The organism is Pseudomonas sp. 05N431 (genome assembly GCF_056397005.1).
The window spans coordinates 16,778-39,128 of record NZ_JBFTMN010000025.1 but is presented as its reverse complement, the minus strand read 5'-3'; the positions used below and the strand labels follow the sequence as shown (position 1 = coordinate 39,128).

The window sequence follows — 22,351 nt, the reverse complement described above, 5'->3', positions numbered from 1 at the left end:
TTTCCTCCTGTTGGGCACTAACTTAATCCGCCGGGCCTTGAGTGATAATCCAGGCGTGGCTCTACGCTGCATTGCGTGAAACGCAACGCTTTAACGGAAGGTGGATTTCAGGCTATGCCTGCTGCTCTGAGCGGGTCAGGGGGAGATTCAGCCAGCGTCGGCCGGTAGCGTTCGCCACGGCATTCCCGATGGCGGCGGCCATGGGGCCCTGGACGATCTCGGCCGCACCGAGAAATGGTTGTCCCGGCTGATCGAGCAAATGCACGTCGACCTGCTTGGGTAATTGAGGAAAGCGCAGGATCGGATAACCGCTCCAATCGTAGCTGCGCACACCTCCCGGGTCGTAACCGACTTTTTCATACAAGGTCCAGCTGGCGGACTGCACGATGCCTCCTTCCACCTGGTTGCGCAGGCCATCGGGGTTGACGATTTGCCCCACGTCCACTGCTGTTATCACTCGATCGAGCTGAATCTCGCCGGTCTGCGGATGCACCTGCAAACGGACGGCTATTGCGCAATACCCCATGATGTTCTTGTAGCGGGCAAACGCGAAGCCAATGCCGGAACCAGGTTCATTGCCTTGGTGCGGCCAGCCGCTGGCGTCCCGGACGCGTTCGACCACCGCACGTGCTCGTGGATCTGCCAGATGGGCGAGGCGCAAGGCAACCGGATCGGTGCCGGCCCGAGCGGCCAGTTCATCGATGCAGGCTTCGATGGCGAAGATATTGATGTGTGCCCCCAACGAACGCATTGCGGATGTGCGAAACGGCATTGTGGTCACGAAGTTCATGTCGATGCGGGTGGATGCCAAGGTGTACAGCGGCACGGCATTTCGATCGCCATCCCCTTCGGGTTGGGCGATTGGAACCGACGGCGCGGAGACGAACGGGCGGGCCAACAGCCGTGCGGGAATCAATCTGCCGGCATTTACGATGCGTTCGTTGTGCGGCGTCGTCCACAGCTCATAGGCCCAGTCCTGCAGTCTGCCCTGCGCATCGAGGCTGGCCTGGACCTCGGTGAGCATGGCGGAACTGTAGGGCTCCCAGAGGTTTTCCTGCTCGCGCATCCATTGCACGCGCACAGGCGTGCCTGCGACACGCATCGCTATCAACGCGGCATCGGCTGCCGCGTCGTCCGCGCCGTTGTGGCCGTAACACCCGGACCCCTCGGTATGGATGCAGCGCACCCGCTCAGGTGCCAGTCCCACCATCTCGGCGATCCCCGTGCGAAGAGGGTAGACACCCTGCGTGTGGGTCCAGACAGTGAGAGTGCCATCCTTGAACCAGGCCACGGCGCAGGACGGACCAATGGACCCGTGCATGAGGTACTGTTTGGTGACCCGTGCGCGATAACTCGCGCTGGCTCCGGCAGCCGGGCTGCCTTCGTGGCTGATCGGATAGCGGCGTGCGGGTAGGCGTGTCAACAACGAGTGGATGTCCTGAGATTCGGGGATCGCCTGTCCGCCGCTCCAGCGGGCCCGCTCATACCCGCTGCGCATCGCTTTAATGGCTTGCCACTCATCTCGGGCCACCACTGCCAGGTAGTTGCCGTCGTGCACCACCTGCACCACCCCGGGCAGACCCTTTATCGACTCGGCATCGAAGTCTTCAAGGGTGCAACCAGGACGTGGCGGACGGATGACGCGGGCATGCAGCATGCCGGGCAGGCGCAGATCCTGGACGAAAGCGGCGCCGCCACTGACTTTGGCCGGGATATCCAGGCGAGGAAGAGAATGACCGATCAGCTTGAAAGCGGACGCCGGCATCGATGGCGATCGGGCCTTCGCATAGTGGTGCAGGTCGACGCCCTTGACGGCTTCGGCGTATGACATCCGTTGTCCAGCCAGGCCCTGGATGACGCCCTCATGGGTGGTCAGCAGTGCGGCTTCGACTCTCCAGCTGCGTGCCGCCGACTCCAACAGCAACTCCCGAACCTGAGCCGCTGCGTTGAACAAGGCGGTGCCGCTGTCGAAAATACTGTGGCTGCCGGCTGTATAACCTTCGTTGGGTGTCAGGGCGGTATCCGCGGTGAGCAGATGGATCGCGGTTGGCGAGATATCCAGGCGTTCCGCGGCAATCTGCAGAAGGGCCGTTTTCACCCCCGTACCCAATTCAACCTTGCCGGTGTAGACGGTGATGCCTTCGGCATCGACGCGGATCCAGGCATCGAGATAGGGATTGGTACGCAGGCTTCCAGGGAGATCGGGCGCCAGCACGACCGTGCCGAGCGTATCGACTTCGCTATCGGCCAGCGCATGACGCGCTGCCGGTACCAGAGTGAATGTCAGTACCAGCGCTCCTGCGCGCAGAAAAGCGCGGCGGCCCTGATCGACTTCATGCTGAAGTGTCATGTGGCGCTCCTGTCTTGTCTGGCAACACGGCTGATGGCTTCGATGATCCGCAAGTGAGTTCCGCAGCGGCACAGGTTGCTCGCCATATGCTCGCGAATGGTGTGTTCGTCCGGATGGGGAGTGCGCTCAAGCAACGCCTGGGCGCGCATCAGCATGCCGGCGATGCAGTAACCGCATTGAGCTGCCTGCGTCTCGATAAAGGCTTTTTGCAACGGACCTGGACGCTCCGCCGTACCCAGGCTCTCGACCGTACGGATGTCCTTGCCTTCCAGCCCCGTGCAAGGTGTCAGGCAGGAAAAGACCGGCTGGTCATCCACCAGCACAGTGCAGGCACCGCACTGTCCCAAACCGCAGCCGTACTTGGCGCCGTTAAGCCCCAGGTGATTGCGCAGCGCATACAGCAACAGCATGTCGGGCTCCAGCTCCAGCGAATGGGGCGAGCCGTTGACGTTGAGGGTCATTTGGATCATTGCGCCTCCTGGCGTAACTCGTGAAGGGTGGAAGAAAGGTCTGCCCACGGCTGGCCAGGCCTGGCCTGCTCGCGGAGAAATGAAGCCAGCGCCGCAAGCTGGTCGTTATCCAGACTGGCTGCGAAAGGCGGCATGACCGGTCCGGGTAACCCTGGGGTGGCAGGCACACCTTCGAGCACTGTCTTGAGGAAGTTGCGTGCGCTCACTGCATGCAGCGCTGATGTCCGATCCAGAGCGGGACGTCCATCGATCTCTCGCATCGGTGCGGCCGGGCCATGGCAGCCCGCGCACGCACCCTGGAACAGCAGGGCGGCAGGCGTCTGCCCGGCTACCTCGGTGGGGCGCGTGATCGCTGAGGCGGGTAGGGTGGGCGCAGGGTTCTTGAGGCTCAGCAGATATTCGGCAATGGCCTCGGCGTCGCTGGTGGGCAGGTTGGCCAGGCTAAGGCTGACCGGTCGCATCGACCCCGCAGCGGTGCCATGGCCCTCCACCACTTCAGCACGCAAGTAGCTCACCAACTGCTCGCTGCTCCAGGGAAAGTCACGGTTGGTCATACCCAGCAGAGAAGGCGCCTCCCATCCGTCGACCCTCCCTCCTGCTAGGTGCTGAGCGGGTTTCTCGGCACCTAGCAAGTTGAGCGGAGAATGGCAGCCGGCGCAGTGGCCAGGGCCTTCGACCATATAACGTCCACGGTTCCAGGTTGCAGATTGCTGCGCCACGGGCGTCAAGGGTTCTGCGTGCAGGAACAGCAGATTCCAGAACGACACCAATGGCCGGATGTTCATCGGGAATTTCATCCGGTTCTGTACGGCCGGCGAGCGCACGGCGGGGCCGCTCATCAAATACGCGTAGACATCCGCGATATCCCCGTCCTTCATGCGCCGGTAGTGCACGTAAGGGAAGGCGGGATACAGCAAGTGCCCATCGCGCGAGACTCCTTCGCGCATTGCCCGCTCAAAGGCCGGCAATGACCATTGGCCAATACCGGTCTCGGCGTCCGGAGTGATATTGGTGCTGTAGAGCGTGCCGAACGGTGTCACCAGCGCCAATCCACCGGCCAGGTGTTGACCGCCGGGACGCGTATGGCAGACCGCGCAGTCGCCGGCTTCGGCTACCCGCGCACCCTGTTTTACCTGAGCGGAATCGAAATGCTGTGGCGGTTTGGCCGGCGCGATCGCCGGGCGCCACATCAGCAACGCAGCGCATATCCCGCCTAGCGAAGCTAGAACCACAGCGCCCACCCACAGCTGCCTGGCTTTCATGACGTCACCCTTCATTCGTCCGTGGACCCCGCGAGGGACTCATCTCGCCGAGGGTAGAGAAGGGGGACGGGCGGCGGTATTAGCAAACCGCGCAATGGCGTTTTGCGCCAACGGCAACGCTGGGGTCGTTGCGCCATACGCATCGCTCAATTGCCCCAGCGGTGGATTCTCCTTGGCGAACGTCGCGTCTAGCCTTGCCGAAACTTTCTCCAAGCAAATGAGGTTTCATCATGCCCATCGGCAACGTTGCAATAACGGCAAGTACGACGGTGAAGGGTGAACGGCCCGCGTCAATCTCTGGCGCCCTGGTGGCTTTGTTGGCCTTCTGTTGTGGCGCCGTTGTCGCCAACCTTTACTATGCCCAGCCGATCGTCGAGCTGATCGCTCCGCAAATCGGTCTATCGAACGCCCATGCCAGCCTCATTGTTTCGCTGACCCAGTTTGGCTACGCCGCGGGTTTGCTCCTGTTGGTGCCGCTGGCCGACCTGATGGAAAACCGCCGTCTGGTAGTGGGTTTCACGCTCGCTGTGAGCCTTTGCCTGGTTGGCGCCGGCTTCACTCAGTCGCCTTCGCTGTTCCTGGCACTGTCATTACTCATCGGCCTCACTTCCGTGGCCGTACAGATTCTCGTGCCGTTGGCTGCGCACATGGCACCTGAAGAAACCCGCGGGCGGGTGGTAGGAAACATCATGAGCGGCCTGCTGCTGGGCATTCTGTTGTCGCGCCCGCTGTCGAGCCTGTTGTCGGAGGCTTTCGGTTGGCGCGGAGTATTCTTCAGCGCCGCGGGCCTGATGGCATTGATCGCCTGCATCATGGCCGTTGCCCTGCCACGGCGCATGCCAACACATCAGTCCTCTTATGGTGAGTTGATCCGCTCGGTATTTGCGCTCGCGCGACGCCATCCGAGCCTGCGTGAGCGCTCCTTGTATCAAGGGTTGTTGTTTGCCAGCTTCAGCCTGTTCTGGACCATCGTTCCTATAGAGTTGATTCGCCAGCATGGTTTCAGCCAGGCGCAGGTTGCGGTGTTTGCCCTGGTGGGGGCCGTTGGTGCGATCGCGGCCCCGATTGCCGGCCGGCTGGCCGACGCGGGGCATGGCCAGCGCGGCACTCTGGTTGCGTTGATATTGGCGCCTGTTTCCTTGCTGATAGGTGCTCTGCCAGGCAGTGGCTACCTTTGGCTGGTGGCGTGCGCGGTGCTGCTGGATTTTGCGGTGCAACTCAACATGGTGCTCGGACAGCGTGAGGTATACGCCATCGATCCGCACAGCCGGGCACGCTTGAATGCCGTGTACATGACCAGCATCTTTGTCGGAGGAGCCCTGGGATCGCTGGTGGCCAGCCCCCTTTATGAGCTGGTTGGATGGAGCCTGTCGGCAGCCTCGATTGCAGCGTTTCCTGGCTTGGCACTGGTGATGTTTCTAAGTCGTCAGTACCGCCAGGGGTGAGCACCGTCGCGAGCTATTGAGGCCGAAGTCGAAGAGAAAGAAGAGTCGCCGCAAGGTCATGGTTGTCCTTGGGTATCAGCGTCCTGTTGATGGTGTTCTGAATGTTGCGCCCGTGTTTGAGCACAACCGTGCAAGACACCTCATTCGCGGTCAGGCATAGTAGTTCGCTTGATTTTTCGCTGTCGGGATTGGCTGATGGACAAGTTGCTGGCGCTGAAGATGTTCGTTGAAACCGTACGCTGTGGCGGCTATTCATCAGCGGCGCGCAAGCTCGGCCTCTCTACGTCTTCGGTGACGCGGCAGGTGGCGGGCCTGGAAAGTGAATTGGGTGCCAGCCTGCTTAATCGCACCACGCGCAACACCAGTGTCACGGTTGCAGGGCAGGCTTATTTCGAGAAGGCCGTGGCGATTCTCGAGGCCGTCGACGAAGCCGATGCCACCGTCGCCGACCGTGGCACCGAGGTCCAGGGACATCTGCGTGCCAGCGTTCCGGTGGAGTTCGGCCGGCGGATCATTGCGCCTCACCTGGGGCGCCTGCTTGAGCGCCATCCGGGCCTGGAGATCAGCCTGTCGTTGAGCGACCAGGTCAGTGACCTGATCAGCGAGCGAATCGATGTGTCTGTGCGTCTCGGTTCTTCGGTGGTCAGCGATGACATCGTCAGCAAGAAGATCGGTGACTTTCAGCGTTGGGTCGTGGCCAGTCCCGAGTACCTGACTCGTACCGGTCTGCCACGCCACCCGAGTGACCTGCTGAAACATCAGTGCCTGCGTTTTGACTATGGCGCGGCGCACCACGACTGGACATTCCAGGGCGACGAGGACACCCTGCGCCTGAGTGTGCAGGGGCGATTGCAGAGCAACAACGCCGACATCCTGCGCGAGGCGGCGCTGGCCGGTGGCGGAGTGGCGCTACTGGCCGACTGGCTGGTGCGTGACGATGTCGGCCGGGGCCGTCTGACCCGCGTGCTGGAGCAGTATGAAGTCAATCCCGGCACCGCCAGCACCTGCATCAACGCGCTCTATCTGCCCAACCACCGCGGCTCCAGTCGCATCAATGTGTTCATTGAGTTCCTCGAGGAAATCCTCGCTTCCTGAACACTACTTGGGTATTCGACAAAACAGCGTTGCGCGCCATGTGGCTACTCGCCCGGCAGATGCAGGCCTAGAGTCTGGCCATCATTTGTCGAAGTAAGGTGGTCGCTATGGATAACGTCATTCATCTGGCGTACGACTTCATCAATCCCTGGTGCTGGATCGGTGAACTGAACCTGCGCAAGGCGATGGCGGCATCGAATCGGCCACAGCCGATCATCTATGTACCGTGCCGATCTGCTTTCGACCTTCCCGCCAGCCGTATCGAACAAGGTGAGTATGCCAGGCGCAAGTTCGGCAGCCTGTCGCGCAGCCGGATGTTCGAAGCGCAAATCACCCAGGCCGGCCAGGCGCTGGGTTTGCGTTTTGCCTTTGACCGAATCGAGCGTCTGGTCGATACCGACCCGGCGCACAGTTTGATGCTGGAGCGGGCCGCGCGAGGTGGTGACTGTGCCGGTCTGTTCAGGCGTATCTTCCGAGCCTATTTCTGTGAGGGCCGCGATATCGGGGATGTGCGGGTACTCGCGCAGTTGGGTGGGGACAGCAAGGTCCAGCAGGACCGGTTGCTCGACTATCTGCGCAGCGGTGAAGGAGTGGCGGCGGTGCAGCGCCACAAGCGTGACGCCGCGGGTTGGTCAGGTGGGGTGCTGCCGGTCCTTCGTATCGGCGACACCCTGGTATCGGGTACCCAACCCAGCGCATTGCTGGCTCGTGTGTTGCGGGACGCGGCGGCACCTGAGGTTCAAGTGGCCCACCGCCGCAGCGGTGCGCGAAGTGCATTAGCGTAGCCGGCGTGCAGCGATATCCAACACGATAGCCAGCAGCAGCGCCATGCCAGCGATCACGAACAGCAACTGATGATGCCCGCCGCTGGCGTTGAAGATCAACGAATAGGCAGCCCCGGCCAACGCCTGGAAGCTGGCAAAGGCCACGGTCGCGCGGCTCCAGGCGACCTGCTGGGCATGGGCGTGCTTCTTCAGTTCGTGCACGCGGGCCAGGGCCAAGGGCACGATGCCGGGCGGAAACGAACCTATCAATACAGCGAGCCCGCACAGCACCCACGGCTGACTGGTAATGCTCAAGGCACCCACCGCCAGCGCCTGCACGATCAGCACCGAGAGGATGCTGCGGCGTGCCCCAAGGTGATCGGCGAGCATGCCATAGACCATCGGGCCAAAGATCGCTCCGACGCCATACATCACCCAGACCAGCGTCGCCACATGGGTACCCGCATCAAGACCGCGGGCCACGTAATCCACCAGAAAGACCATGGCGGGTACCAGCCCCGTGGCCATCAACGCGTACTGGGCGAACAGCAGACGCAAACCACTGCCGGATGCTTGATCCTCATGGCTTGCCGGCTCACTGGTCCTGACGTCGACAACGGGCTCGGGCTGGCTCTGCGGCCAGCCGAACCAACTGGCAGCGGTCAGCACCGCAGCGACCAACCCCAGGCCTATCCAGGTATCGCGCAGGCCCCATTCGAGCAGGGCTGGCACCAGCGTACCGGAGCCTGCAATGCCAAGGCCGATGCCGAGAAAGATTGCGCCGCTGGCCGCGCCTCTACGCGCCGCCGGCACGTGTGGCAAGACAGTGGACGCCACCAGCACCATGATGGCGCCACCGGCGATTCCCGACAGCAGGCGCCAGGCGAAGAACCAGCCGAAGGACAAGGCCCAGGCACAGGCGAAGAATGACAACGTGGCGACCACCAGCATCAGCCGCAGCACGAACGGATTGGAAAGGCGCTTGCCCAGGGGATGCCCGACCAGCGCTCCGATGAGGTACCCCGCGAGATTCGCGGCGCCCAGATAGACCACATCCGCCTGTACGAACCAGTGGGCCTGGATCAGTTGCGGGATAAGCGGTGTATAGGCAAAGCGCGCCAGCCCGATACTGACCAGGCTGGCGCACAAGCCAGCGAAAATATGCAGCCAGACTTCATTGCGCATGGGGAGTGTCGCAGTCGTAGGCGCTGACATGGGCGGAGTCCTTGATGATTTACGGGTGTGGAAATGGATAGGAGGATTGGATTTTGGGAGTCAGCACCCGCGCGGCGGAAATCATCGGTGTCGATAGTGGATATGTTTCGCCGACATCGCTTCAAGCGTTTGCGGGGCCCTGTCTGTCGAAGTTTTCGCCTGCCAATCAAGCCCGGGGGCGCAGGCCCCCAGGCACGTTGCGGTCAAGGCATTTCCGGCAGTTCTTGAGGACGCAAATCGAACACCAGCACTTCGGCATCCACACCGTTGCTCAAGGTCAGCACCTGTTCATCGCGAACCCGTACACCATCGCCTTCCTGCAATTGCAGGCCGTTGAGTTCGACCTTGCCCCGGGCCACATGCACATAGGCGTAGCGATCGGCGGCGAGCGTGAGGCTGGCGCTTTCCTTGCCGTCGATCAGGCCGGCATAGACCCGGGCATCCTGACGCACCCGCAGCGAACCGCTGGCCCCATCGGGGGAGATGATCAGTTGCAGGCGACCGCGTTTCTTCTGCGTGCTGAAGTGCTCTTGTTGATAACGCGGTTTGGCACCGCTGACGTCCGGTACGATCCAGATTTGCAGGAAGTGCACCGGCCGGGTCGCCGAGTGGTTGTACTCGCTGTGCGCCACGCCGCTGCCGGCGCTCATCAATTGCACGTCGCCGGGGCGGATCACCGAACCTGTGCCTAAAGTGTCCTTGTGTTCCAGGGCACCCTCGAGCACATAGGAGAAGATCTCCATGTCCCGGTGCGGGTGCTGGCCAAAGCCTTTACCGGCTGCCACGCGGTCATCGTTGATCACCAGCAGGTCAGAAAAACCCTGCTCCCGCGGATTGCGGTAGTTGGCAAAGGAAAAGGTATGGAACGACTTCAACCAACCGTGATTGGCCGCACCGCGATCAGAGGCTTTGCGAAGGGTCAGCATGATGAAATCTCCTGTTTGGGACGAGAGTTCGTCCGAGTGAGGAGAAGGTTAATGTTTACCGGTGAGTGCAATAAGTAGATGGAAATTGAAATACTGTCTCGATCAGGTTGACAGTTATGTGAGCGGGTTCATGTATTCTTGTTGTTACAAATGGCCATAATGTTCAGTGCTGACACTACGTTTCCCATTTCTTTGATATCAGTGATTTCCAACCCATGAAAACCGTGGCAATGGTGCTGTTTCCAGACTTTCTCCTGCTTGATATGGCCGGGCCCATGGAGGTGTTTTCCATCGCCAACCGTTATCTGGAGCCGGACGCCCGTTATCAGCTGTCGACGATCGGCACCGAGCATGGCACGTTGCGCGCATCCAACGGCGTCAGCGTTCAGACCGATGTGCACATAGACCAGGCCTGCGACAGCTATGACTTGCTGCTGGTGCCGGGCGGTCCGGGGGCTTACAACGAAAGACATCCACCGTTGCTCGACTGGCTGCGGGGCGCCGTCAGTCGGTCGGCCGTTTATGGCTCGATCTGCACGGGGGCGTTCATATTGGGGCATGCCGGATTGCTGGACGGTTATCGGGTGACGACTCACTGGCATTACACGGAGCGGTTGATTCGAGCCTTCCCCGAGGCGACGGTGAAGACCGATCAGATTTACGTCGAGGACCGCAACCTGATCAGCTCTGGCGGGGTCACCGCCGGCATCGACCTGGCACTGGCGGTGGTCGCTCAGGATCACGGCAAGAAAATCGCCCAGGACGTGGCCAAGGTGTTGCTGGTGGTGATGAAACGCCAGGGCGGACAGGCGCAGTTCAGCCCATTGATGAGTGCGGTGGCGCCACAGGAAACGCCGGTGACCCGGGTGCAGAATCATGTGCTCGAACACCTTGATGAAGCCTTCAGTGTCGAACGCATGGCCAGCCTGGCGAACATGAGTGCGCGACATTTCGCTCGGGTGTTCGCCCGTGAAGTGAATATTACGCCCATGGAGTTTTTGCAAAGCGCGCGCATCGATTGCGCCAGGAACCTGCTGGAAACCAGTGACCTGCCGCTCAAGACCGTCGCCTACAAGAGCGGCTTCGGCAGCGTGCGGCACATGCGTTTTCTGTTCAGTGAAAAACTGGGTCTGACCCCCGCCCAGTACCGCGAACAGTTCAGTTAGAGCGTTCTTGTCCGTCCTGCGCACCGCAATGGCCGTGACGCTCCCTCCATCGCCGTTGTACCGTCACTCATGCCTGCCAAGATACTCGTGGACTCTTGGCAGCGGAGATGCGGGAGCCTGGGCGAACTCGCACAATGGATGAGGCAGTACCTTGAGCCGGGCCAGGTTTTCAGCACGTGGATGTGCATGAACAGACTCAGAGATTTAAATAGCAGTGCGGTGCTGCGGTTTGGCCCGTACGTGTTTCACACTCGTCAACGGCTGATCCTGGAAGGTGATCGGCCGCTGCGTATGGGCGGACGGGCCCTGGATATCCTCCAGGTACTGGTCGAGCGCGCGGGCAACGTGGTCAGCAAGGACGAACTGATCGCCCACGTCTGGCCGACTTCGGTGGTCGAGGAAATCAACCTGCGCGTGCACATCGCTGCCCTGCGTCGGGCTCTCGGCGATGGCCAGAACGGGCAGCGCTACATCGCCAATATTCCCCGGCGCGGTTATAGCTTCATCGCCCCAGTGCAGTGTGAGTTGGAAGGTGCACTTTTCTCGGTCGAGACCGTTCAAAAGCACCAGCACAACTTGCCTACTCGGATCACGCCAGTGACCGGCCGAGATTCGGTCGTTGGTAGCGTGGTCCGGCTGTTGCCGGTTTGCCGTTTCATGACCCTGGTCGGCCCCGGCGGAATTGGCAAGACCACGGTGGCCTTGCGCGTGGCCGAACTGCTGTTGCAGCACTATAGCGATGGCGTCTGGATCGTTGATCTGGCGGCAATCGATGACCCTGCGCGGCTCGTCGATTATCTGAGCCAGACCCTGGAACTGGATGTTGGCGTGGATGCACTGGCGCCACGGCATGCATTGCTGGTACTCGACAATTGCGAGCACCTGCTCGAACGTTGCCGATCGCTGGTGGAGGGCCTATTGGTTTCGGCGCCACGGTTATCGATCCTGGTCACCAGCCGCGAACCGCTGCGGGCGGCGACGGAAACGGTCCAGCGATTGCCAGCCCTGGCGGTGCCGCCGATGTCGGCGCTGCAGAGTGTCGGCGAGGTTATGAGCTATTCAGCGGTGCAACTGTTTGTCAGCCGTGCCCGTGCCCGCCAACAAGGGTTTGCCCTGCGTGAACAGGACCTCAAGGCTGTCCGGGAAATCTGTCGGCGCCTCGACGGTCTGCCCTTGGCCATCGAACTGGCCGCGGCGCAGATCGATGCGCTGGCACTGGTTGGGCTGCGAGCACAACTGGACAACTGTTTTCAACTGCTGACCCAAGGCCGGCGCACCGCGGTGCCACGGCATCAGACGCTCAAGGCCGCGCTGGACTGGAGCTATCAGCGGTTGAGCCCGCTGGAGCAGACCGTACTGCAGGGGCTGGCGGTATTCAAAATAGCTTTTACTTTGAATGCAGCCATCGGCGTCATCAGTTGTGCGGTGCTGCGGCCCACCAGTCTGGCAGAGGTGATAGAACGGCTGGTGCTGAAATCGCTGTTGTCGGTTGAGCAGGGCAATGGCATGACACGTTATCGGCTTCTCAACACTACCCGCACTTACGTACTGGAAAAGCTTGAACTGAGCGGACTGCTGCGAGTGTTTGAAATGCGTTATGCCCGCTACATCAGTCGGGCACGCTGGGGGTCAGGACGGCCGGTGTCGTTGCAACTCGTCGAGCAAACGGCGGACTTTGCTTAGGTCTGGTGTGGCAAAGCCTTCGGTGAAGCGGTTGTAGACCGGCGCCAGCAGGTCGTGGGCTTGTTGGAGGTGGCCTTGCCGCTGCCAAAGCTCAGCCAGTGAGGTGGCAGTGCGCAGTTCCCATGTTAGAGCCCCTTGGGCTTTTGCCACTCCCAGCGCTTTGAGCAGCACGGTCTCGGCTGCAGTCTGGCTGTTTTCTGCAAGCAGAGCATTCGCTCTGGCCCGAAGGATTTCCGCCGTGCTCCAACCCGCAGCGCCGTTTTCGGCCCGTGCCAGCAATGCGTCATCGACGAAGCCGCTATCCAGGGTGACCATGATTTCCTTGATCAGCCCGGTGCCGGGTTGCGGGTTCGGATGTGCACCATCGCCATCGATTACCTGCGCATAGTGCCGGGCCCAGTTGTAGAACAGCAGCACCGAATGTTTTTGTGCTTGTTCGAGCAGCAGGCGCAAGAGGTCGCGGGCAGTTTGAGTGTCGCCGTTGTAGTGGGCAATCAGGCAGCCGGACAGTGCCAGCGTGTAGCAGATGGACGTGCCATGGTCGATCTGGAGCGCGATGTCCAGAGCCTGACGCGCGGTGCTCCAGGCCTTTTCCGGATGGCCCTGCAACCAGAGGATCCGCGCCAGGATCGTCAGCGAGGCGACGCTCTGGTCGTACTGCACGCCAAAGCCACAGGTGAACCGGCTGAGATGTCCGCTCTGGGTCATGAGCTGGAAGACTTGCTCGGCTTTGTCCCGGGCTTGCGGCTGATCGCCGGCAAAGTGTAGAGCCAGTACCTGCAGGCGCTGGGTGCTGAGGGATATCACGGCCCGGCCGGTACTGCGTAGCGCCAGGTCGTCGAACTGACGGCTTTGTTCCAGGGCCAGTTGGTAGTGACCGCAACTCAGATTGACCGCCGTGTGCCCGGACACTGCCTTGAGTTGAGCTGCCACATCGTCGCTACTTTCGGCCAGGGTTCTGGCCGCCACGAAGGCATCGATCGCTTCGGCGCTGCTGCCTTGGGTGTGGTAGCAGGAGCTGCCGAGGGCGAGCTTGAGGGCCAGGGTCAAGCGAGGGCAGGGCTCGGCTGCCGCGTGAAGCAGGGCCAGCGCCTTGCGCACATACACGCCGTGCTCCTTGAGCAGTGACAGCTCCTGCCACAGTGGTGCGGAGGCCGCGGCCAGACGGATCGCCAGCATCTGTGGGCCTTGGCTATTCAAGCCCCAGTCGAGCGCCGCGCGGATATCTTCCAGGCTGCGGGCGTGACGCTCGATCCATAGGGCCGACGGGGTCTGCTCCCAGTCCTCCTGGGCCTGATGCATCAAGGCCAGGCAACGTTCGGCGTGACGCTTGCGCGTAATCGGCAGCTCGTCGGCCTGGTCGAGTTTTTCCAGGGCATAGCTGCGGGTGGTGTCCAGCAGGCGATAAAACACTTCCTCGTCGCCGACTTCCACGTTCAGCAAGGACTTGGCCACCAGTTGCGTGATCGAGGTAAAAACCACGTCGGGTTCGATGTGTTCGCCGACGATCACCGCCGCTGCCGATTGCAGGGTGAAGCCCCCCCTGAAGATGCCCAGCCGACGCAGACAGGCCTGCTCGCAGGCATTGAGCAGTTCGAAGCTCCAATCCAGTGTGGCGCGCAGGGTCTGATGACGGCCCGGCGTTATCTGGCTGCCGTGGGTCAGCAGCCGAAAACTGCCTTGCAGCTGGCTCAGCAACCCACTGAGGCCCAGGTTGCCGACCTGCGCGGCCGCGAGTTCGAGCGCCAGGGGAATGCCGTCCAGGCGTCGGCAGATTTCTATCGCCAAGGGCAGTTCGTCATGACTCAGTTCAAAGCTGTCGTGGCTGGCCATCGCCCGCTCGACGAACAATTGCAGGGCCGAAAAGGTCAGGGCCTGGGTGCGGTCCAGCACGGCGATGGGTGGTGGGCAGTCCAGCGATTCCAGGCGTTGCACGAATTCGCCTTCGGCCCGCAGGCTCTCACGGCTGGTGGCCAGGATATGCACGTGTGGCGCGGCGCGCAGGATGCTTTCGCAGAGCGGCGCAATGGCGTCGAGCAAGTGCTCGCAGTTGTCGATCACCAGCAGCATCTGCCGCTCGCGCAGGAAGCTCGCCAGGTTGCCCATCGGTTCGCCGTCGTGCAGCGCCAGGTCGAGGAGTGTCGCCAGGTGACTGGTGATCATCAGCGGGTCATTGACCGGGGCCAGGTCCAACAGCCGGATACCGTCCCGGTAGTGGCCGATCAGTTGTTCGGCTACCCGCAGGGCTGCGGTGGTCTTGCCGATGCCGCCGGGGCCGACCAGGGTGATGAAACGCTGGTGTGCAAGTTGCGTCATCACACTGTCCACCAAGCCCTGGCGTCCGATCATGCGGGTGCGCCGCACCGGCAGGTTATGGCCCCTCGGTTCGGTTGTATCGCCTTCGGGGCTATGCTCGATGGGCTCCAGGGAGAAGGGGGCGACGAAGCTGTAGCCACGCTGGGCCACGGTGATGATATAGCGCTGGCCGGCCTGACCGTCGCCCAGGGCCTTGCGCAGCGCCGTCATGTGCACGCGCAGATTGGTGTCTTCGACGACGCTTTTCGGCCAGACCCGCGCGATCAGTTGCTGTTTGCTGACCACATGTCCGGCGTGCTCCAGGAGGATCAACAGAATGTCCATGGAACGTCGGCCGAGGCGCAAGGGCCGATCGGCCTCCAGAATCAGACGTTGTCCGGGGTAGATCCGGTAGGGGCCGAAATGCACAGCCTGTTCGGGGGGAAGGGTCAACGGCTCACTCCTGCTGCTGTTCTTTTAATCCGCCCCGTTGCACTTGTACGGGGAGGGCGGACGAAGGTTGCAGTCTTCTGTCACGCGGTTTTCGAGCATATTCCTCAGGTTTCTTGATCAACGCAACGTGGCTCGGACGCGCGTGCATCGAGTGTGTTAACCACAGCAATCTCCTTGCCAGCGTCGAGTGCCGTATTTATTGGCTGCGACATTGGCGACGAGTGGTTCGGGTGTTTGCCTGTGCCATGGAAAATTAACAACGTTTAACTCGCCCTGCGTCCGGTCTACGCTCAAAACTCCAATCCTCCAAGTGCGCCAACCGAAGGGATGGTTGTGCGTGCTGTGGGCAGCAAAAGGGATGAACACGTGGGGAGGATGCCGGAATGAGCAATGTGGTGGTGGTCTATCACAGTGGCTATGGCCATACCCGGGTTATGGCCGAGGCCGTGGCCCAGGGTGTGGAGCGGCATCTGGGCAGCGCCTGTCGGCTGATTCCGGTCGAGGACGTGCACGACCAGTGGGAGCGCCTGCACCAGGCCGACGCCATCATCTTCGGCGCCCCGACCTACATGGGCAGCGCCTCGGCGTCCTTCAAGAGCTTTATGGAGGCCACCGCGTCGTTCTATCTGGCCCAGCCCTGGCGCGACAAGCTCGCCGCCGGCTTCACCAATTCCGGTTGCCTGTGTGGCGACAAGCTCAACACCTTATTGCAGATGGCGGTCTTCGCTGCCCAGCATTCGATGATCTGGGTCGGTCTCGACCTGCTGCCGGCGCGTTCCAGCACCGGGGTGTTCGATGGGCAATTGAATCGCCTGGGCAGCTCCCTGGGCGCCATGGCCCAGTCGAATGTCGAACAGTCTCCCGAGCAAGCGCCACCTGTTGAAGATCGCCGCACCGCCGCGCACTTGGGCGAGCGGGTGGCGCGCCTGGCCGAGCGCATGGGCTATCCATCGATTTGAGTCACCCAACCCCCTGAAGGAGCAAATGCCATGAGTACATTCACTACCCGCGACGGTACCGAGATCTATTACAAGGACTGGGGCACTGGCCAACCCATCGTTTTCAGCCATGGCTGGCCGCTGAATGCCGACAGCTGGGAATCGCAGATGATCTTCCTGGCGTCCAAGGGCTACCGGGTCATCGCCCATGACCGCCGTGGTCACGGCCGCTCCAGCCAGCCCTGGTTTGGCAATGAAATGGACACCTACGCCGACGACCTCGCGCAGTTGATCGAGCTGCTGGATCTGCAAAACGCCGTGCTGTTCGGTTTCTCCACTGGCGGTGGCGAAGTGGCGCGTTACATCGGTCGTCATGGCACTGGACGAGTCGCGAAGGCCGGGCTGATTTCCGCAGTGCCGCCGCTGATGCTCAAGACCGAAGCCAATCCAGGCGGCCTGCCGATGCAAGTGTTCGACGGTTTGCGCCAGGCGTCCCTGGCGGACCGTTCACAGCTGTATAAAGACGTCGCCAGCGGGCCGTTCTTTGGCTTCAACCAGCCTGGTGCCAAGCCTTCCCAGGGGATGATTGACTGGTTCTGGATGCAGGGCATGACCTCCGGCCACAAGAGCGCCTATGACTGCATCAAGGCCTTCTCCGAAACCGACTTCACCGAAGACCTGAAAAAGTTCGACGTACCGACTCTGGTGGTGCACGGTGACGCCGACCAGATCGTGCCGATCGAAGCTGCCGGCATTGCCTCGGCCAAACTCGTCAAAGGTTCGAAGCTGCTGATCTATCCAGGCGCACCTCATGGTCTGACCGACACCCACAAGGATCAGCTCAACGCCGATATGCTGGCGTTCGTCGAAGGCTGAGTCGTTCGGCATCCTGTTTCCTGACCATGAAAAAAACGCCGAGGGGTTTTGCCCCTCGGCGTTTTCATTGATGGCCATCGAGCGTGCCGCGGCGCTATGCGCTCGCCTGATTGAGGCTGGGGCCGGCGCGCAGTACTCGACACCGCCAGGCAAACGGATTGATGCCTTCGCTACGGGTGAAAATGTGGCAGAAGTGTGCCTGATCGCAAAAGCCACATTCCAGGCTGATTTTCGTCAGGGTCAGGTCGGTGTTCTGGATCAATTGCTTGGCCCGGGCGATGCGCTGGCAACGAATCCAGTCCTGGGGCGACAGGCCGGTGCTGCACTTGAAGGCACGGGAGAAGTGACTGCGGGACAGGGCGCAGGCCCGAGCGAGTTCGGTGACTTCCAGAGTTTCACCCAGACCGTCGAGGATCAGTTTTTTGACCAGGCTTTCCCGCCAGGGAGAGAGGCCTCCGGTGGTGGCTTTTCGCGTTTCAGTGGCTGATGCGCGGGCGGCGTTGTGCTGAAGGTGGGCCATGACAAATATCCGTGTCGATGGGAATGCGCTGGCACACTGCGCCGTGGGTCAGCAGCTTCCCGCTTTAGAAAACAGGTCTGCACAGAGGGCTTCATTCTTGGTCGCGGGGCGCTGGCTTGCGAGTTAAACGTTGTTAATTCCGTCCGCGTGCGGCAGCGAACAACTGCACTGACTCAGCACATGGCTGCAATTTTCGAGGCGTGGGACGAGTGCATGATTGAGCTCATCTGGCGGGCGTGTGGATGGCCGCTTTTCTGACTCGATCAAAGGTGAACGCATGAAGCATTCTCTGGTTTGCACGCTGGGCGGATTCGGCCTGGCATTGGCGCTGACATCGGTTGGCGCACTGGCTCAGGCACCGACCCAGATGGCTACTCAGGTACCTGGTTACTACCGGCTGGCAGTGGGCGATTACGAAGTGACGGCGCTGTTCGATGGCTACAACGATCTGTCGCCGAATCTGCTCAATGGCCTGACCCAGAGCCAGATCCGTGCATTACTGGCCCGTCGTTCGATTGAAACACCGGGGGTGCAGACGGCGTTCAACGCCTTTCTGATCAATACCGGCAAGCAGCTGATCCTGGTGGACACCGGAGCGGGGCAGTGCATCGGAGCCACCGCCGGCATGCTCGCAGCGAACATGAAAGCGTCCGGTTATCAGCCGGAACAGGTCGACACCATCCTGCTCACGCACCTGCATCTGGACCATGTTTGCGGGCTGGTGGACGACAAGCAGCAACCGGTGTTCGCCAACGCCACGGTCTACGCGGCGAAGGCGGAAGCCGATTATTGGCTCGATCCTCAGACCATGGCCAAAGCACCCGCCGGTGCCAAGGAGTTTTTCAGGATCGCCCAGGATTCAACCGCGCCTTACGTTGCCGCGGGGCGCTTCAAGACCTTCGACGCCGGTCAGTCACCGGTGCCGGGTATCGTCGATGCCGAACTCGAAGCGGGGCACACGCCGGGCAGCACCACGTACCGCTTCACCTCTCAGGGCCAGAGCATTCTGTTCATGGGTGATCTGGTGCATAACCTGGCGGTGCAGTTCGAGCATCCCGAAGTGTCGATCCGCTTCGACGTCGACAGTCAGCAGGCGATCAAGAGCCGGGACAAAGTTTTCACTGACGCGGCAACGAGCAAGATTTGGGTGACCGCGGCGCACCTGCCGTTTCCGGGTGTCGGCCACATCACCACGGTGGACAGGCATTTTCAGTGGGTGCCTATCGAATACGGGCCTTACAAGCGGGCGGCAAAAGTGCCGATGATCGAGTGAAGTCCGACTGACTCGTACCTGGTTGAAAACACAATGGGACTGTGCCTGTGAACCGTAACGATCTGCGCCGTGTAGACATGAATCTGTTGGTGATTTTCGAGGCCCTGATGTTCGAAAAGAACCTGACCCGTGTGGCTGAAAAATTGTTCATGGGACAGCCAGCGGTGAGTGCTGCGCTGGGCCGCCTACGGGATTTGTTCGACGATCCGCTACTGTTGCGCAACGGTCGCGGGATGGAGCCAACGGCGCGAGCCTTGGCGATTCTTAAAGAGCTGCAACCGGCGATGGACACCATCTCGGGTGCCGTCAGCCGGGCCAAGGAGTTCGATCCGGCAACGAGCTGCGATGTGTTTCGCATTGGTCTTTCGGACGATGCCGAATTTGGTTTGTTCCCGCCGTTGTTGCGTCAGCTGCAGCAGGAGGCACCGGGAATTGTGGTGGTAGTGCGCCGGGCCAATTATCTGTTGATGCCGGCTTTGCTGGCATCGGGGGAGATTTCGGTGGGGGTCAGTTACACCACCGAATTGCCGGCCAACGCCAAGCGCAAGAGGCTGCGTGATATCGCCTGCAAAGTGTTGCGCGGTGACAACCGGCCCGGTGAGCTGACGCTCGATGAATATTGCCAGCGACCCCATGCGATGGTGTCGTTCTCTGGCGACCTGAGCGGCAATATCGACCTCGATCTGGCCAAGGTCGGTCGTACCCGGCGAGTGGTGCTGGGGGTTCCGCAATTCAGTGGTTTGCGGGCGATGCTCGCCGGTACCGAAATGATCGCCACCGTGCCCGACTACGCGGCGTGTGCGCTGGTTGAAGGATGTGCCTTGAGAGCCGAAGACCCGCCGTTTCCCATCGATGCGGCGCAACTGTCGATGGCCTGGAGTGGCGTTCACGACAACGATCCGGCAGAGCGCTGGTTACGTTCGCGGATCAGTCAGTACATGTCTGAACCCTTGAACATCACACCCCCCTAGGCAGTACTAAAAGCCGGGTCGCAAAGAGAGCACGTGCATTCAATTTTTTGTGCCCTGGCATTGGCACTATCGAATCAGTTATCGGCGCACCAACGTCGGTGTTTTTCAACTGGGCTATGCTCAATGATCGTTTTGCCGGAGCTTTCGGTTATGCCTGATTCCAATCGCCTCGACACTGCAACCGCGCGGCCGGGTTTCGATGAGGTCGTGACCTTGATCGTCAAACACCGGATCAAGGCTGGTTTTGAAGCACCCTATGAAGCCTGGTTGCGGCGCATTGTCGGTATCGCCGGGCAGAGCGAGGGACATTTGGGCGTGGACGTGATTCGCGGCAAGAATGCCGGTCTCGACATGTTCACTTGCGTGCTGCGCTTCTGCTCCACCGAGGCGATGCAGCGCTGGCTCGATTCGCCGCAACGGCTGGAGTTGGTCAACGAAGCCGCACCGATGCTGGCGGACGGTGACCAGACCGAGGTCCAGCCGATCAATGAATTCTGGTTTTCACCGCTGGCCGATGCCGCATCACCACCTCCGCGCTGGAAGCAGGCGGTGCTGACATTGATGGTGATTCTGCCGCACACCCTGCTGGTGCCGTTGATCTGGGGGCCAGTGCTGCAGCTCAACGCTTTGCTCTCCAATTACGTGATCGCCACCTTCCTGATCACCCTGACCATCGTGCTTTCGGTGGTGTACCTGTTCATGCCCATGGCGACCCGACTATTCGCCCCCTGGCTGACAGCCGACCAGTCCCATTCCACTCTGCGTGAGGAAACGCGATGAACGCCGATCTGATTCTATTCAATGGCCAATTTCATACCGTTGACCGTGAAAACCCTCTTGCCAGTGCGGTGGCGATCACCGACGGTCGCTTCGTCGCGGTTGGCACCGATGCGCAAGCCATGGCCCTGCGCGGTTCGGGCACCCAGGTCATTGACCTCAAGGGCCGCTGCGTTATCCCAGGCCTCAACGACTCGCACTTGCACTTGATTCGGGGTGGCTTGAACTACAATCTCGAACTGCGCTGGGAAGGCGTGCCGTCCCTGGCCGATGCCCTGCGCATGCTCAAGGACCAGGCCGATCGCACGCCGACGCCGCAATGGGTGCGGGTGGTCGGTGGCTGGAACGAATTCCAGTTTGCCGAAAAGCGCATGCCGACGATTGAAGAACTCAACCAGGCTGCGCCGGATACACCGGTGTTCGTTTTGCACTTGTACGACCGCGCCTTGCTCAACCGCGCAGCGCTCAAGGTTGTCGGTTACACGCGCAACACGCCGAACCCACCGGGTGGCGAGATTGTGCGCGACGCCAACGGTGAGCCGACCGGCATGTTGGTGGCCCGCCCGAACGCGATGATTCTTTACTCGACCTTGGCCAAAGGGCCGAAGTTGCCGCTGGAATATCAGGTCAACTCGACCCGTCAGTTCATGCGTGAACTCAATCGTCTGGGCCTGACCAGCGCCATCGATGCCGGTGGTGGTTTCCAGAATTACCCGGACGATTACGCGGTGATCGAGCAGTTGGCCAAGGACCAGCAACTGACGGTTCGCATTGCTTATAACCTGTTCACCCAGAAACCCAAGGAAGAGCTGACCGACTTCAAGAACTGGACCAGTAGCGTCACCCTGCATCAGGGCGACGATTACCTGCGCCACAACGGCGCCGGTGAAATGCTGGTGTTTTCGGCGGCGGATTTCGAGGACTTCCTCGAACCGCGTCCGGACTTGCCGCAGACCATGGAACAGGAACTGGAACCGGTGGTTCGCCACTTGGTCGAGCAACGCTGGCCGTTCCGCCTGCACGCCACCTACAACGAATCCATCAGCCGCATGCTCGATGTGTTCGAGAAGGTCAATCGCGACATCCCGTTCAACGGTTTGCCGTGGTTCTTCGACCACGCCGAAACCATCACCCCGCAGAACATCGAGCGGGTGAAGGCGCTGGGTGGCGGCATCGCGATTCAGGACCGCATGGCGTTCCAGGGGGAATACTTCGTCGACCGTTACGGCAGCAAAGCCGCCGAGCACACCCCGCCGATCAAACGCATGCTCGCCGAGGGCGTGCCGGTCGGCGCGGGCACCGACGCCACACGCGTTTCCAGCTACAACCCGTGGACCTCGCTGTACTGGATGGTCAGCGGCCGCACCGTCGGTGGTCTGGCGTTGTACGAGGAAGGCTTGCCGCGCACCACTGCGCTGGAACTGTTCACCCACGGTAGCGCCTGGTTCTCGTCCGAACAGGGCAAGAAGGGCCAGATCAAGGTCGGGCAACTGGCGGACGTGGCAGCGTTGAGCGCGGACTTCTTCAGCGTCGAGGAAGAAGCGATCAAGTGGATCGAGTCGGTACTGACGGTAGTCGGTGGCAAGGTTGTGTACGCCGCCGGCGACTTCGAAAAGCTCGGTCCGGCCAGCGTGCCGGTACTGCCGGACTGGTCGCCGGTGATGAAAGTCCCCGGCCACTGGCGCCCGAATTCGCCGATGCAGGCTCAGGTCCACCTTTGCAGCGGCCCGTGCGCGGTGCATACGCACAGCCATGAAAAGGCGCGCTATTCGAATGCGCCGGTCAGCGATTTCGCCGGTTTCTGGGGCGCGTTCGGCTGTTCCTGCTTCGCCTTCTGATTCAGAAACAAAGCGCCGGCCTTCGTGACCGGCG

18 protein-coding genes are annotated in these 22,351 nt (G+C 61.3%); 11 read left to right on the top strand and 7 right to left on the bottom strand.

The features are described 5' to 3' along the window. Window positions 1-112: 112 nt before the first annotated feature. The 3 genes from AC1DIG_RS27195 to AC1DIG_RS27185 are packed head-to-tail and all read right to left on the bottom strand — an operon-like array spanning window position 113 to window position 4,082. Window positions 113-2,350, bottom strand: coding sequence for a xanthine dehydrogenase family protein molybdopterin-binding subunit (locus tag AC1DIG_RS27195; RefSeq protein ID WP_477769785.1), 2,238 nt, complete (start codon window positions 2,348-2,350; stop codon window positions 113-115). Next, entirely contained in the window at window positions 2,347-2,820 is a 474-nt protein-coding gene (locus AC1DIG_RS27190; RefSeq protein WP_477769784.1) for a (2Fe-2S)-binding protein, read from the bottom strand. Before AC1DIG_RS27190 ends, AC1DIG_RS27195 begins: the two co-directional genes overlap by 4 nt. Further along, complete coding sequence (locus AC1DIG_RS27185; RefSeq protein ID WP_477769783.1) at window positions 2,817-4,082, bottom strand: c-type cytochrome; 1,266 nt, start codon at window positions 4,080-4,082, stop codon at window positions 2,817-2,819. Before AC1DIG_RS27185 ends, AC1DIG_RS27190 begins: the two co-directional genes overlap by 4 nt. Window positions 4,083-4,312: 230 nt before the next feature. On the opposite strand from AC1DIG_RS27185, the gene AC1DIG_RS27180 reads away from it, so the two are divergent. The 3 genes from AC1DIG_RS27180 (at window position 4,313) to AC1DIG_RS27170 (ending at window position 7,407) form a co-directional block, all read left to right on the top strand. Continuing rightward, window positions 4,313-5,527 (top strand): MFS transporter, encoded by a 1,215-nt coding sequence (locus AC1DIG_RS27180; protein WP_477769782.1) that lies wholly within the window; start codon window positions 4,313-4,315, stop codon window positions 5,525-5,527. Between the two features lie 195 nt (window positions 5,528-5,722). After that, window positions 5,723-6,622, top strand: coding sequence for a LysR family transcriptional regulator (locus AC1DIG_RS27175; protein ID WP_477769781.1), 900 nt, complete (start codon window positions 5,723-5,725; stop codon window positions 6,620-6,622). A 107-nt stretch (window positions 6,623-6,729) separates the two neighbouring features. After that, a complete protein-coding gene (locus AC1DIG_RS27170) occupies window positions 6,730-7,407 on the top strand; it encodes a DsbA family oxidoreductase (RefSeq protein WP_477769780.1) in 678 nt (225 codons plus the stop codon). On the opposite strand, the gene AC1DIG_RS27165 is transcribed toward AC1DIG_RS27170, so the two are convergent. Next, window positions 7,399-8,601, bottom strand: a complete 1,203-nt coding sequence (locus AC1DIG_RS27165) for a YbfB/YjiJ family MFS transporter (protein WP_477769779.1) — start codon at window positions 8,599-8,601, stop codon at window positions 7,399-7,401. The genes AC1DIG_RS27170 and AC1DIG_RS27165 overlap by 9 nt on opposite strands. Window positions 8,602-8,804: 203 nt before the next feature. After that, window positions 8,805-9,527 carry a pirin family protein gene (locus AC1DIG_RS27160; protein WP_477769778.1) on the bottom strand — a complete coding sequence of 241 codons (723 nt, stop codon included), beginning with the start codon at window positions 9,525-9,527 and terminating at the stop codon, window positions 8,805-8,807. 215 nt (window positions 9,528-9,742) lie between these two features. Between AC1DIG_RS27160 and AC1DIG_RS27155 the strand changes: the two genes are divergently transcribed. After that, complete coding sequence (locus AC1DIG_RS27155; protein ID WP_477769777.1) at window positions 9,743-10,693, top strand: GlxA family transcriptional regulator; 951 nt, start codon at window positions 9,743-9,745, stop codon at window positions 10,691-10,693. Between the two features lie 186 nt (window positions 10,694-10,879). Continuing rightward, window positions 10,880-12,376, top strand: a complete 1,497-nt coding sequence (locus tag AC1DIG_RS27150) for an ATP-binding protein (RefSeq protein ID WP_477769776.1) — start codon at window positions 10,880-10,882, stop codon at window positions 12,374-12,376. On the opposite strand, the gene AC1DIG_RS27145 is transcribed toward AC1DIG_RS27150, so the two are convergent. Next, window positions 12,323-15,124 carry an ATP-binding protein gene (locus AC1DIG_RS27145; RefSeq protein ID WP_477769775.1) on the bottom strand — a complete coding sequence of 934 codons (2,802 nt, stop codon included), beginning with the start codon at window positions 15,122-15,124 and terminating at the stop codon, window positions 12,323-12,325. The two genes, AC1DIG_RS27150 and AC1DIG_RS27145, sit on opposite strands and share 54 nt — an antisense overlap. Window positions 15,125-15,507: 383 nt before the next feature. Between AC1DIG_RS27145 and AC1DIG_RS27140 the strand changes: the two genes are divergently transcribed. Both AC1DIG_RS27140 and AC1DIG_RS27135 read left to right on the top strand, forming a co-directional pair. Further along, a complete protein-coding gene (locus AC1DIG_RS27140) occupies window positions 15,508-16,083 on the top strand; it encodes a flavodoxin family protein (protein WP_477769774.1) in 576 nt (191 codons plus the stop codon). Between the two features lie 30 nt (window positions 16,084-16,113). Next, entirely contained in the window at window positions 16,114-16,938 is an 825-nt protein-coding gene (locus AC1DIG_RS27135) for an alpha/beta fold hydrolase (RefSeq protein WP_477769773.1), read from the top strand. Between the two features lie 94 nt (window positions 16,939-17,032). On the opposite strand, the gene AC1DIG_RS27130 is transcribed toward AC1DIG_RS27135, so the two are convergent. Beyond that, entirely contained in the window at window positions 17,033-17,458 is a 426-nt protein-coding gene (locus AC1DIG_RS27130) for a helix-turn-helix domain-containing protein (RefSeq protein ID WP_216745151.1), read from the bottom strand. A 277-nt stretch (window positions 17,459-17,735) separates the two neighbouring features. On the opposite strand from AC1DIG_RS27130, the gene AC1DIG_RS27125 reads away from it, so the two are divergent. The 4 genes from AC1DIG_RS27125 to AC1DIG_RS27110 all read left to right on the top strand — a co-directional run bounded on the left by AC1DIG_RS27125 (window position 17,736) and on the right by AC1DIG_RS27110 (window position 22,317). Then, on the top strand, window positions 17,736-18,731 hold the full coding sequence (locus tag AC1DIG_RS27125; protein WP_477769772.1) for an MBL fold metallo-hydrolase: 996 nt from the start codon (window positions 17,736-17,738) through the stop codon (window positions 18,729-18,731). A gap of 47 nt (window positions 18,732-18,778) precedes the next feature. Further along, window positions 18,779-19,702 carry a LysR family transcriptional regulator gene (locus tag AC1DIG_RS27120; RefSeq protein ID WP_414907730.1) on the top strand — a complete coding sequence of 308 codons (924 nt, stop codon included), beginning with the start codon at window positions 18,779-18,781 and terminating at the stop codon, window positions 19,700-19,702. A gap of 150 nt (window positions 19,703-19,852) precedes the next feature. After that, window positions 19,853-20,482 carry an antibiotic biosynthesis monooxygenase gene (locus AC1DIG_RS27115; RefSeq protein ID WP_477769771.1) on the top strand — a complete coding sequence of 210 codons (630 nt, stop codon included), beginning with the start codon at window positions 19,853-19,855 and terminating at the stop codon, window positions 20,480-20,482. Beyond that, entirely contained in the window at window positions 20,479-22,317 is a 1,839-nt protein-coding gene (locus tag AC1DIG_RS27110; RefSeq protein WP_477769770.1) for an amidohydrolase, read from the top strand. The genes AC1DIG_RS27115 and AC1DIG_RS27110 overlap by 4 nt, the downstream gene beginning before the upstream one ends. The last annotated feature ends 34 nt before the right edge of the window (window positions 22,318-22,351 follow it).